This is a genomic window from Streptomyces sp. RLA123 (assembly GCF_056270165.1).
The window spans coordinates 3,092,523-3,105,289 of the sequence record NZ_JBWDOR010000003.1 but is presented as its reverse complement, the minus strand read 5'-3'; the positions used below and the strand labels follow the sequence as shown (position 1 = coordinate 3,105,289).

General features: G+C 69.0%; 10 protein-coding genes. 6 read left to right on the top strand and 4 right to left on the bottom strand.

The features are described 5' to 3' along the window. Window positions 1–188 precede the first annotated feature (188 nt). Window positions 189–401 carry a hypothetical protein gene (locus RV983_RS13930; protein ID WP_475986106.1) on the top strand — a complete coding sequence of 71 codons (213 nt, stop codon included), beginning with the start codon at window positions 189–191 and terminating at the stop codon, window positions 399–401. Window positions 402–602: 201 nt separating this feature from the next. On the opposite strand, the gene RV983_RS13925 is transcribed toward RV983_RS13930, so the two are convergent. The 4 genes from RV983_RS13925 to RV983_RS13910 are packed head-to-tail and all read right to left on the bottom strand — an operon-like array spanning window position 603 to window position 6,405. Continuing rightward, a complete protein-coding gene (locus RV983_RS13925; protein ID WP_475986105.1) occupies window positions 603–2,300 on the bottom strand; it encodes an ABC transporter family substrate-binding protein in 1,698 nt (565 codons plus the stop codon). Window positions 2,301–2,338: 38 nt separating this feature from the next. After that, window positions 2,339–4,408 (bottom strand): ABC transporter ATP-binding protein, encoded by a 2,070-nt coding sequence (locus tag RV983_RS13920; RefSeq protein ID WP_475986104.1) that lies wholly within the window; start codon window positions 4,406–4,408, stop codon window positions 2,339–2,341. After that, the gene (locus RV983_RS13915) at window positions 4,405–5,370 is read right to left on the bottom strand and encodes an ABC transporter permease (RefSeq protein WP_475986103.1); all 966 of its coding nucleotides are present in this window, start codon (window positions 5,368–5,370) and stop codon (window positions 4,405–4,407) included. The genes RV983_RS13920 and RV983_RS13915 overlap by 4 nt, the downstream gene beginning before the upstream one ends. Window positions 5,371–5,424: 54 nt before the next feature. After that, on the bottom strand, window positions 5,425–6,405 hold the full coding sequence (locus tag RV983_RS13910) for an ABC transporter permease (protein WP_475986102.1): 981 nt from the start codon (window positions 6,403–6,405) through the stop codon (window positions 5,425–5,427). Window positions 6,406–6,814: 409 nt separating this feature from the next. On the opposite strand from RV983_RS13910, the gene RV983_RS13905 reads away from it, so the two are divergent. The 5 genes from RV983_RS13905 (at window position 6,815) to RV983_RS13885 (ending at window position 12,524) form a co-directional block, all read left to right on the top strand. Continuing rightward, on the top strand, window positions 6,815–8,464 hold the full coding sequence (locus tag RV983_RS13905; RefSeq protein WP_475986101.1) for a peptide ABC transporter substrate-binding protein: 1,650 nt from the start codon (window positions 6,815–6,817) through the stop codon (window positions 8,462–8,464). A 6-nt stretch (window positions 8,465–8,470) separates the two neighbouring features. Further along, complete coding sequence (locus RV983_RS13900; protein ID WP_475986100.1) at window positions 8,471–9,394, top strand: ABC transporter permease; 924 nt, start codon at window positions 8,471–8,473, stop codon at window positions 9,392–9,394. A gap of 61 nt (window positions 9,395–9,455) precedes the next feature. Beyond that, complete coding sequence (locus tag RV983_RS13895; RefSeq protein WP_475986099.1) at window positions 9,456–10,448, top strand: ABC transporter permease; 993 nt, start codon at window positions 9,456–9,458, stop codon at window positions 10,446–10,448. Window positions 10,449–10,462: 14 nt separating this feature from the next. Then, entirely contained in the window at window positions 10,463–11,491 is a 1,029-nt protein-coding gene (locus RV983_RS13890; protein WP_475990319.1) for an ABC transporter ATP-binding protein, read from the top strand. Beyond that, window positions 11,475–12,524 carry an ABC transporter ATP-binding protein gene (locus tag RV983_RS13885; RefSeq protein ID WP_475986098.1) on the top strand — a complete coding sequence of 350 codons (1,050 nt, stop codon included), beginning with the start codon at window positions 11,475–11,477 and terminating at the stop codon, window positions 12,522–12,524. The genes RV983_RS13890 and RV983_RS13885 overlap by 17 nt, the downstream gene beginning before the upstream one ends. The last annotated feature ends 243 nt before the right edge of the window (window positions 12,525–12,767 follow it).

Below are 12,767 nucleotides of genomic sequence, written 5' to 3'. Positions count from 1 at the left end.
CGTTTTGGCGTGGCCGTCCAGGGCGGCGGAGCGCGCGTGCAGGATCGAGACAGGGCTGTCGGCCGCGGAGGCCGTGCTCTGGGAGATCGGGGTTCCGACGCGTGCGGAGCGGACGCGGGTGGACGGCTTCATGGAGGCGGCCTCGCGACCCGGGGAGGCGTGAGCGCCGACGCCGGTCACCATGCCGCGTGACGACGGCCGTCCGGGAGACGTGGACAGGCGCGTCGCGCGCGGTGGTGTGCGGCGCAGGGCTGCTGATCGCCGCAGAGGCGTCCGACGCCGAGCTCTGGCACGGGCACAGGGCCTGCGTCACCGCCGGCGGGGCGCCGAGGGCGCCGGCGCCGGTCGTGGCCCAGCTGCGGCGGAACGGCTCGCGCAGGCCCGCCCCGCCCGATTCCTGAAGGGCTGCGCCGTGGCGCCGGTGGACGAGGCGACCGCCGGAGAGGCCGGCGCACTCCTCGGAGCACCGGCGGCGCGGTTCGGCGCGGTTCGACGCGGTGGTGCATGGGGCATGGCACCCTGCGCTCGTGCCCGGGAACGACCCCGCCCCGCCACCGCGGGAGCGGTGGCGGGGCGGGAGGGGTGCCGGGAGCCGGCGGGGCTTACTTGGTGTAGCCGATGTTCTCGTAGCGCAGGTCCTGGAAGCCGAAGGCGCCGATGTTGGCCAGGTTCTTCTGGACCGCGAAGATGTCGGGGCGCTGGTACAGCGGCAGCAGGTTGGCCTGCTGCCAGATCATCACGTCCGCGGCGTTGGCGTCGGTGATCGCCTGGGCGGTGTCGGTGTCGGCCGCCGCCTTGTTCATGGCCGCGTCGAGCTCGTCGCTGCCGACGCCGGTGTAGTTCTGCTGGATGTTGTCACCGACGGGCTTGGCGTAGATCGACTTGGTCGAGGACACCGGGAAGGCGGTGCCCAGCCAGGAGAAGGCCGTCAGGTCGAAGCTGCCGGTGTTGACGTACTTGTCGAAGAACTCCTGCACCGGGACGGTCTTGATGTTCAGCTTGATGCCGACCGCCTTGAGCATGGGCTGCATCAGCTTGCCCTCGTTGGCGGAGGTGCTGACGTTCGCCGGGATGACGAAGTCCAGCTCGAGGGTCTTGCCGCCCTTGGTGCGGAACTCGCCGTCCTGCTTCCAGCCGGCCTCGTCCAGCAGGCTCTTGGCCTTGGCCTGGTCGAAGACGCCGACGCCGGCCGCGTTGTCCTTGTACCCCTTCTGGTTGGTGACGAAGAAGTGGTTGTTCAGGGGCTTGGGGTCCCAGTCCAGTCCCTGGAGGTCGGACTGCGCGATGGCGTCGCGGTTGAGGGCGGACATGATCGCCTGCCGCACCTTGACGTCCTTCAGGGCCGCGTGCGTGCCGTTGAAGGTGATGTGGCGGTAGTTGGGGCCGGCCGCCTTGCGGATCTCGGCGCCCTTGACCTCCTTGGCCTGCTTGTAGGCGGCCGAGTCGGGACCGACGTTGAAGAAGCCGATCTCGCCGTTGGCGAAGGCGCCGGCCTGGGCGTCGGCGTCCAGGGCACGGAAGATGATCTTGTCGAGTATGGCCTTGTTGCCCCACCACTTGTCGTCGCGCACAACGGTGAGGGTCTTGGTGGTCTTGTCGATGCCCTGGAACTTGAACGGGCCGGCGGTGACCGGGATCTTGCCGAGGTAACCGGCGTTGAAGCCGTCCGGGGTGCCGACGACCGAGGCCGGGTAGAGCGGGCTGAACAGGCTCTTCCAGTCACCGAATGCGCTGTCGAAGGTGACCACGACCTCCTGGTCGGTCTTGCCCTTCGCGACGCTGCTGATCAGCTCGTAGCCGGTGCTGGAGGAGATCTTGTACTTGGGGTCCTTGCCGTTCAGCGCCTTCCAGCTGGCCTCGTAGTCCTTCCAGGACATGGCCGTGCCGTCGGACCACTTGGCCTTGGGGTTGATCTCGTAGGTGACGACCTGCTTGCCGGAGGTGTCGTCCACCTTCGCCGAGGTCAGGTAGTCGGGGTTGGGGGTCACCGTGCCCGTCGCGTCCGACAGCATCGTGATCGGGATCAGGGAGCGCTCGACGTCGAAGCCGTCCGCGAGCGTGCCGTCGACCTCGTTGTAGTTGAAGTTCTCGGCGATCTCCGCGACCGGCCAGTTGAGGGTGCCGCCCTCCTTCAGCTGGTCGCGGTCGGTGGCCTTGATGTTGTTGGCACTGGACTTGGGCACCGAGTTCTTCTTGGCCGCGGCGTTGTCACCGCCGTCGTCGCCGCCGCACGCGGTGAGGACCAGCGCGCCGGCGGTGGCCAGCGCGACCATGACTGCGGACGTACGTGTTCTGTTCAACGAACTCTCTCCTCTAACGGGTTGGGACAACAAGGGGGTCAGACGACAGTGACCGCGGCGGCGTAGTGGCATGCCGCGTTGTGATCGCCCGCCAGGGCGGAGGGTGACGGGTCCTCGTCGCGGCAGCGGCCGCGCTGGACTTCGTCGAGGGCGGCGAACTTCGGGCAGCGGTTGCGGAAGCGGCAGCCGGTGGGCACATCTGTGGGGCTGGGCAGGTCTCCGGTGAGCAGGACGCGCTTGCGCATCCGCTCCCTGCGGGGGTCGGGCAGCGGGACGGCGGACAGCAGGGCCTGGGTGTACGGGTGCGAAGGGGCGCCGAAGACGGCCTCCGCGGAGCCGATCTCGACGATCCGGCCCAGGTACATCACGGCGATGCGGTCGGCGATGTGCCGTACGACGGAGAGGTCGTGCGCCACGAACAGGTAGCTGAGCCCCAGCCGGGACTTGAGTTCGTCGAGCAGGTTGAGCACACCGGCCTGGATGGAGACGTCCAGGGCGGAGACCGGTTCGTCCAGGACGACCAGCTTGGGTTCCAGGGCCAGGGCGCGGGCGATGCTGATGCGCTGCCGCTGGCCGCCGGAGAACTCGGCGGGGAAGCGGTCCACGTGGTCCGGGTCGAGGCCGACCTGGGACAGCAGTTCCGGCACCCGGTCGGCGATGCGGTCCCGGGACCAGCCGTGGGTCTTCATCGGCTCGGCGAGGATGTCGCCGACCGGCATGCGCGGGTCGAGGGCCGCCATCGGGTCCTGGAAGACCACTTGGAGGTCGCGGCGCAGGGCCTTGCGGTCGGCGCCCTTCAGCCCCCGGATGTCCTTCCCGAAGACCGTGACGGCCCCGGACTGGCCCGACGGCAGGTCGAGGATCTCCAGCAGGGTGGTGGTCTTGCCGCAGCCGGACTCGCCGACCAGGCCGAGGGTCTCGCCCTCGCGGATGTCGAAGGTGATGCCGTCGACCGCCCGCACCTCTCCCACCCGGCGCTTGATCACGGCGCCGTGGGTCAGCGGGAAGTGCTTGACCAGCCCGCGCACCTCCAGCACGGTCTCGCGCAGATCGCGGGGCACGTCCGCGGCGGGGGCCGGTGGCAGTTCCGGCACCGGGTAGACGGTGGCCGGGTCGAGGGAGCCGCCTTCTTCGAGTTCGTGGCTGCGGTGGCAGGCGGTGGGATGGCTGCCGCCCTCGCGGACCGTCAGTTCCGGCTCGATGCGGTGGCAGACGTCGATCGCGACGGGGCAGCGTGCGGCGAAGGGGCAACCGGGCGGCAGGGCGACCAGCGAGGGCGGGTTGCCGTCGATGGGGGTCAGGGCGTGCCGGCCGCCGTCGTCCAGCCGCGGGATCGAGCCCAGTAGACCGATGGTGTAGGGCATGCGGGGCGCGTAGTAGACGTCGTCGACGGGGCCGGTCTCCACCGGGCGGCCCGCGTACATCACCTGGACCCGGTCGGCGAAGCCGGCCACCACGCCGAGGTCGTGGGTGATGATGACGATGGCGGCGCCGGTGACCTCCTGGGCCTTCTTCAGGACGTCCAGGATCTGCGCCTGGATGGTGACGTCCAGGGCGGTGGTCGGCTCGTCGGCGATGATCACCTCGGGGTCGTTGGCGATCGCCATCGCGATCATCGCCCGCTGGCGCATGCCGCCGGAGAACTCGTGCGGGAAGGCGTCGGCGCGCCGGTCCGGGTCGGGGATGCCGACCAGGTCCAGCAGTTCGACCGCGCGCTTGCGGGCGGCGTCCTTGTCCAGGTCCTGGTGGATGCGCAGGGCCTCGATGATCTGGTCGCCGACGGAGTAGACCGGGGTCAGCGCGGACAGCGGGTCCTGGAAGACCATCGCGATGTCCTTGCCGCGGATCTTCGTCATCTCCCGGTCGTCCAGCCCCAGCAGCTCACGGCCGTGCAGCTTCACCGAGCCCTTGACGTCCGCGGTGTCCGGCAGGAGGCCGAGGACCGCGAGGGAGGAGACGGACTTGCCGGAACCCGACTCGCCGACGATGCCGAGGACTTCGCCGCGCCGCACCGAGAAGGAGACGCCGCGCACGGCCCCGACCGGCCCGGCCTCGCTCGGGAAGGAGACGTGGAGGTCGGTGACCTCCAGGGCGGGGATCTCGGTCACGACGTGCGTCCTTCCTTGGCGGTGCTCTTGGGCTTGCGGGGGGCGCGGGCCTTGGCGCCACTGGAGTTGGGGTCGAGGGCGTCGCGCAGGCCGTCGCCGATGAAGGCGATGGACAGGCAGATCAGCACCAGGCAGCCGGCCGGGAAGTAGAAGAGCCAGGGGAAGGAGGGGGCCGCCGGGGTGCCGGTGGCGATCACCGTGCCGAGGGAGACGTCGGGCGCCTGCACACCGAAGCCGAAGTAGGACAGGCCGGTCTCGCCGATGATCGCGGCACCGACCTGGATCGTCCCGTCGATGATCAGCATCGAGGCCATCGACGGCAGGATGTGCCGGAAGATGATGACCGGTGCCGGGACGCCCATGTACTTGGCGGCCTTGACGAATTCGCGGTCCTTCAGGGTGAGCGTCATGCTGCGCACCACCCGGCCGCTGATCATCCAACTGAACGCCGCCAGCAGCACCACGAACAGCAGCCAGGTGGTGCCCTGGAACAGCGGCGAGAGCACCGCGATGATCAGGAAGCTGGGCATGACGAGCAGCAGGTCGACCACCCACATCAGGGAGCGGTCGACCCAGCCGCCGAAGTAGCCGGCGCTCGCCCCGATCGCCGCGGCGACGAAGGTGCAGATGATGCCGGTCAGGATGCCGATGACCAGGGACTTCTGCATACCGCGCATGGTCATGGCGAACAGGTCGGAACCGGTCTGGTCGGTACCGAACCAGTGGCTCCCAGAGGGTGGCTTCTGGAAGGCGGTGAAGTCGAGGTCCGTGTAGCCCCACTTGTAGAAGAGCGGGTAGCCGTAGGCCAGGACGAAGAGCACGACCAGCACGACCAGCCCGAACAGCGCCAGACGGTTGCGGGCGAAGCGGACGGCGGTGAGGCGGGCCCGTCCGCTGCGCCGGCGCCGGGTCGGCGGTGCGGTGAGGGCGGCAGGCTGGACGGAGGGGGTCTGGACAGCCATGGGTGAGGGCTCCTGGGTACGCGGGATCGGGTCTGCGGCGGGGTGCGTCGGTGCTCAGCGCACCCGTACGCGCGGATCGAGCGCCGCGTAGAGCACATCGGAGAGAAGGCCCGCGACCAGGACCACCACCGCGGTGAACATGCCGACCGCGGCGACCGCGTTGACGTCGTTGGTGCTGATCGAGTTGACCAGCCACTCACCCATGCCGTGCCAGCCGAAGATCTTCTCGGTGAAGGTGGCGCCGGTGAACAGCAGCACGACGTTGTAGACCAGCAGCGGGACGACCGGCAGGACGGCGGTGCGCAGCCCGTGCTTCATCAGCGCCGCCCGCCGTGACAGGCCCTTGGCCCGCGCGGTGCGCAGGAAGTCGCTGCCCAGCACGTCCAGCATGGTGCTGCGCTGGTACCGGCTGTAGAGCGCGACCTGGATGAGGATCAGGGTCAGACTGGGCAGCAGCAGGTGCTGCAGCCGGCTGACGAGGATCTCGCCGGTGCCGGACAGTCCCGGGTCGTATTCGCCGGTGTACTCGATGACCTTGTGCCCGACCGCGTCGTTGAGGTCGATCGCCCAGAGCTTGAGGGTCACGGCGATCACGAAGACCGGCATGGCCAGGACGAAGAACGAGCCCAGCGTGGCGACCCGGTCCGACGCCCGGTACTGCCTGATGGCCCCCCAGGCGCCCAGGAGGACGCCGCCGAGGGAGCCCAGGATCGTGGAGATGAGCAGCAACCGGGTGCTCACTCCGACGCGACGGCCGAACTCGTCGTTGACCTGCCCGCCGGTGACGGTCCGTCCGAGGTCACCGTGGGCCACACCGTCGGCCCAGTGGGCGAAGCGCACCACGATCGGGGTGTCCGGGTTCAGGTTGTACTCGTTCAGGGTGGCCGTCACCGAGGTGGCCGACACCGGGGGGTTCCGGCCCAGGAAGTTGGACCTGGGGTCGAGGCTCAGCGCCGCCAGGGCGTACGTGAGCGAGGCCGCGATGAGGACCAGCGCCAGATAGTTGACGAGTCGGCGCAGCAGATATCGGCCCACGAGTCACACACTCTCACTCGGTTGAAGATAATGAAAAAAATTCGGCGTTACGTTTCAGCCGGCTCTGGCATAGTGATGCAACGCGGTTGAAACATTGGGGACGCATCTGTCTTCGCAGGTCGTGCGAGCAGGGTGCGCGGCCCTTGCGGGTTGAGTGGGACTTTCGCAATGGAATTACACCCACGTCAATGAAGGCCGGTTCGTCGTGATCGATCCTTTATTTTCTTGATCGAAACTTAACCTGACGATCGGGTAAACCCTTATTGCGTATACGGACCGAGGGATAACCCTTCATCCCTGCGGCGGCCCGGTCCGGGTCCGGTGAGCCGCAGTGCGCAATGTCCCGTTTTGGGGTCTGATGGGGGCTCAGGTGTCCTGTGTGGCGTAGAGCTCCCTGAGGAGGCATCCGATGCGACGGAGCGCGGCGGGTTGGGCCAGGGGTGCGACGGCCCTCGCTCTGGCGGCCACGGCCACGGCCACGGCGACGGCCTGCGGGGGCGGAGGCGGAGGCGCCGGGGGCGAGCCGGACGGCAAGGGAGTGCTCAGCGCCTCGTGGAGCGACCCGCAGAACCCGCTGGAGCCCGCCAACACCAATGAGGTGCAGGGCGGCAAGGTGCTCGACATGGTCTTCCGCGGCCTGAAGCGCTACAACCCGAAGACCGGGGCCGCCGAGAACGTCATCGCCGACTCGATCTCGACCACGGACTCCCGGACCTTCGAGGTCGGACTCAAGGACGGCTGGACGTTCAGCAACGGTGAGAAGGTGACCTCCGACTCGTTCATCAACGCCTGGAACTACGCGGCGCTGGTGACGAACAAACAGGTCAACGCCCCCTTCTTCAGTTACATCGACGGCTACGACAAGGTCCACCCGGCCAGTGGCGCCCCGGCGGCCAAGGTGATGTCCGGCCTGGTGAGGAAGGACGCCCTGAACTTCACCGTCAAGCTCAACCAGAAGTTCTCCACCTGGCCCGACACCCTCGGCTACAACGCCTTCATGCCGCTACCGAAGGCCTTCTTCAGCGACCACGCGGCCTGGCTGAAGAAGCCGATCGGAGACGGACCGTACCAGGTCGACTCGTACGCCAAGGGCCAGTCCATGAAGTTGCGCAAGTGGAGCGGCTACAAGGGCGCCGACGCGGCGGTCAACGGCGGTGTGGACCTGATGGTCTACACCGACAGCAACACCGCCTACACCGATCTCCAGGCCGGCAACCTCGACCTGGTCGACGACGTCCCCGCCCAGCAGTTGAGGAACGTCCGGTCCGACCTCGGCGACCGCTACCTCAACACCCCGGCCGGCATCATCCAGACCCTCGCCTTCCCGCTGTACGACAAGGCCTGGTCCGGCCCGGACTCCGCGAAACTCCGCCAGGGCATCTCGATGGCGATCAACCGCGACCAGATCACCCAGCAGATCTTCCAGAAGACCCGCACGCCCGCCAAGGACTGGACCTCACCGGTGCTCGGCGCGCAGGGCGGCTTCGACGACACCCTCTGCGGGGACGTCTGCAGCTACGACCCCGCCCAGGCGAAGAAGCTGGTCAAGGAGGCCGGCGGCATTCCCGGCGGCACCATGAAGATCACCTACAACGCGGACAGCGGCTCCCACAAGGACTGGGTCGACGCCGTCTGCAACAGCATCAACAACGCCCTCGGCAACGACAAGGCCTGCGTCGGCAATCCCGTCGGCACGTTCGCCGACTTCCGCAACCAGATCGCCAACAAGCAGATGAAGGGCCCCTTCCGGGCGGGCTGGCAGATGGACTACCCGCTGATCCAGAACTTCCTTCAGCCGCTGTACTACACCGGCGCCTCGTCCAACGACTCGCACTTCAGCGACCCGCGGTTCGACAAGCTGATCGACCGGGCCAACGCGGAGACCGACCTCGCCAAGGCCGTCGACACCTTCAAGGACGCCGAGCGCATCCTGCCGCAGCAGGTGCCGGCCATCGCGCTGTGGTACCAGAACGGCAGCGCGGGCTGGTCGGAACGGCTGTCCGATGTGGCCCTCAACCCGTTCAGCGTCCCGGTCTACAACCAGATCAAGGTCAGCTGAGCCCCCGTGGGACGTTACGTCGTCCGCCGGCTGCTGCAGATGATCCCCGTGTTCATCGGCACCACCATGCTGATCTTCTTCATGGTGTACGCGCTCGGCGACCCGGTGCAGGCCAAGTGCGGGGACCGCGCGTGCGACCCCGCCACGGCCGCGCAGATCCGCCACGACCTCTACCTGGACCACCCCTTGTGGCAGCAGTACCTGCACTACATGGGGCAGATCTTCCGAGGTGACTTCGGTACGGCCTGGAACGGCCAGGCGGTCACCGAGCTGATGGGGAGCGCCTTCCCCGTCACCCTGCGCCTGACGATCATCGCGATCGTCTTCGAGATCGTCATCGGCATCAGCCTCGGGGTGCTCACCGGGCTCCGCCGCGGCCGTCCCGTCGACACCGCTGCGCTGCTCGCCACGCTGATCGTCATCTCGGTCCCGACGTTCGTCTCCGGGTACGTGCTGCAATACCTGCTCGGGGTCAAGTGGGGCCTGATCGCGCCCTCGGTCTCCACCGAGGCGCCCTTCGGGGAGCTGGTGATCCCGGGGCTGGTCCTGGCGCTGACCTCGCTGGCGTACGTCACCCGGCTCACCCGCACCTCCATCGTGGAGAACGCCCGCGCCGACTATGTGCGCACCGCCACCGCCAAGGGCCTTCCGCGGCGCCGGGTGGTCACCCGCCATCTGCTGCGCAACTCCCTCATCCCGGTCGTCACCTTCATCGGCACGGACATCGGGGCCCTGATGGGCGGCGCCATCGTCACCGAGCGCATCTTCAACATCCGCGGCGTCGGCTTCCAGCTCTACCAGGGCATCCTGCGGCTGGACTCGGCCACCGTCGTCGGCTTCGTGACGATCCTGGTCATCGTCTTCCTCGTGGCGAACCTCCTCGTCGACCTCCTCTACGCGGTGCTCGACCCGAGGATCCGCTATGCCTGAGCCGGACGGCGGCGGCCCGGAGCGAGCCGGCAGCACCTTCAGCCCGAGCCGAGGAAGCACCATGCCCGAACCCCACGACCATCCCGACGAGGCCATGGAAGCGGCGGGCGGCACCGGCGCCTCCATGGGGCTCGGGCAGGACGAGGCACGCAGCCTGGACAAGCCGCTCGGGGAGCACCCGGGCGGCCCGGGCCCGTCCGTCGGGGACAGGCCGCGCAGCCTGTGGTCGGACGCGTGGCGGGACCTGCGGCGCAATCCGGTCTTCCTGCTCTCCGCGCTCGTCATCGTCTTCCTCGTCGTCATCGCGATCCGGCCGCAGCTGATCGCCGACGGCAATCCCCTCAGCTGCGACCTCGCCAACTCCCAGAAGGGGTCGTCGCCCGGCCACCCCTTCGGCTTCGACAACCAGGGCTGCGACGTCTACACCCGGGTCGTGTACGGCGCCCGCGCCTCGGTCACCGTCGGCATCTGCGCCACCGTCGGCGCCGCGCTGCTCGGCAGCCTCCTCGGGGGCCTGGCGGGCTTCTTCGGCGGGGGGCCGGACGCGGTGCTCTCCCGGGTCAGCGACATCTTCTTCGGCATCCCCATCGTGCTGGGCGGCCTGGTCTTCCTGTCGGTGATCACCAACTCCACGGTCTGGCCGGTGGTCGGCTTCATCGTGCTGCTGGGCTGGCCGCAGATCGGCCGTATCGCGCGCGGCGCGGTCATCACCGCCAAGCACAACGACTACGTGCAGGCGGCCCGGGCGCTCGGCGCCGGCAACGGGCGCATCCTGCTGCGGCACATCGCGCCCAACGCGGTGGCGCCGGTCATCGTCGTCGCGACCATCGCGCTCGGCACGTACATCGCGCTGGAGGCCACCTTGTCCTACCTCGGCGTCGGCCTGAAGCCGCCCACGGTGTCCTGGGGCATCGACATCTCCCAGGCGTCCACCCAGATCCGCAACGCCCCGCACATGCTGCTGTGGCCGGCCGGGGCGCTGAGCGTGACGGTGCTGGCGTTCATCATGCTCGGCGACGCGGTGCGCGACGCCCTCGACCCCAAGCTGAGCTGATGGACGGAGGCGTGATGGCCGGCCCGGTGAGGGACGAGGCACCGGCGAAGGGCGGGGCGCCCCTGCTCGACGTCCGCGACCTGCATGTGGAGTTCCGCACCCGCGACGGCGTCGCCAAGGCCGTCAACGGTGTGAGCTACTCCGTGCGGTCCCACCAGACGCTCGCGGTGCTCGGCGAGTCCGGCAGCGGCAAGTCGGTGACCGCGCAGGCGGTGATGGGCATCCTCGACTCGCCGCCCGGCTACGTCACCCGGGGCGAGATCCTCTTCCAGGGCCGGGACCTGCTGACGATGAGCGGCGAGGAGCGCCGCAGGGTCCGCGGCGCCCGGATGGCGATGATCTTCCAGGACGCGCTGTCCTCGCTCAACCCCGTGCTGACCGTCGGCGACCAGCTCGGCGAGATGTTCCGCGTGCACCAGGGCATGTCCCGCAAGGACGCGCGCGCCAAGGCCGTCGAGCTGATGGACCGGGTCCGCATCCCGGCGGCGAAGGAACGCGTGGGCCAGTACCCGCACCAGTTCTCCGGCGGCATGCGGCAGCGCGTCATGATCGCCATGGCGCTCGCCCTCGAACCCGAGCTGATCATCGCCGACGAGCCGACCACCGCCCTGGACGTCACCGTCCAGGCCCAGGTCATGGAGCTCCTGGCGGAACTCCAGCGCGAGTACGGGATGGGCCTGATCCTCATCACCCACGACCTCGGCGTGGTCGCCGACGTCGCCGACCACATCGCCGTCATGTACGCGGGGCGCATCGTGGAGACCGCCCCCGTCCACGAGATCTACCAGCGCCCCGCCCACCCGTACACCAAGGGCCTGCTGGCGTCGATCCCGCGCCTGGACCACAAGGGCCGGGACCTCTACGCCATCAAGGGCCTGCCGCCCAACCTGCTGCGCATCCCGCCCGGTTGCGCCTTCCACCCGCGCTGCCCGATGGCCCGGGAAAGGTGCCGCACGGACGAACCGGAGCTGTACCGGGTGAGCGGTACGCGCGGCAGCGCGTGCCACTTCTGGAGGGAGTGCCTCGGTGGGCACGAGCACTGAACCCGTGCTCCAAGTGCGCGGGCTGGTCAAGTACTTCCCGCTCACCCAGGGCATCGTGATCAAGAAGCAGGTGGGCGCCGTCAAGGCCGTCGACGGCGTCGACTTCGACCTCGGCAAGGGCGAGACCCTCGGCATCGTGGGGGAGTCCGGCTGCGGCAAGTCCACCGTCGCCCGGCTGCTGGTCAATCTGGAGCAGGCCACCGCGGGCCGCATCCTGTACAAGGGCGAGGACATCACCCGGCTGTCAGGGCGCGCCCTGAAGGCGGTGCGCCGCAACATCCAGATGGTCTTCCAGGACCCGTACACCTCGCTGAACCCGCGCATGACGGTCGGCGACATCATCGGCGAGCCCTACGACATCCACCCCGAGGTGGCCCCGAAGGGCGACCGCAGGCGCAGGGTGCAGGAGCTGCTGGACGTCGTCGGTCTCAACCCGGAGTACATCAACCGCTACCCGCACCAGTTCTCCGGCGGTCAGCGGCAGCGCATCGGCATCGCCCGCGGCCTGGCGCTGCGCCCCGAGATCATCGTCGCCGACGAACCCGTCTCGGCGCTGGACGTCTCCGTGCAGGCCCAGGTCATCAACCTCATGGAGCGGCTGCAGAACGAGTTCGACCTGTCCTACCTCTTCATCGCGCACGACCTGTCGATCGTCCGGCACATCTCCGACCGCGTCGCCGTGATGTACCTCGGGCGGATCGTGGAGACCGGCGACGACACCCAGATCTACGAGCACCCCACGCACCCCTACACCCAGGCCCTGCTCTCCGCCGTCCCCGTGCCCGATCCGGAGGCCCGCGAACACCGCGAGCGCATCCTGCTCTCCGGCGACGTCCCCTCCCCGGCCGACCCGCCCTCCGGATGCCGCTTTCGCACCCGCTGCTGGAAGGCCGAGGAACGCTGCGCCCTGGAGGTCCCCGAACTCGCCGTTCCCGCCGTCTTCCGCGGCCTCGACTCCCCTGCGGCGCACGCCAGCGCCTGCCATTTCGCGGAGGAGAAGACCGTGGTGCCCCCGGATCCCGCGGACGGGTGACCCGATTCCCGTACCCCACGGGCGATTACGGAGAAAACGGGAGCAACGTCTTTTACGCGCGGGCAATGTGACCGACGCACCCGCGATATACGGACGCGCCAGGCTGAGCCGCGTACGGCCGTGCGGGTGCCGTCCGCCGGCCGGGGTGACCACGCGTCGCCCCGGCCGGCCACCGCCGGGCCCCGCGTTGAACGCGGAGCGGCCGCGCCACGTATCTCCCCGGGAACGCAAGGACACTGCTGC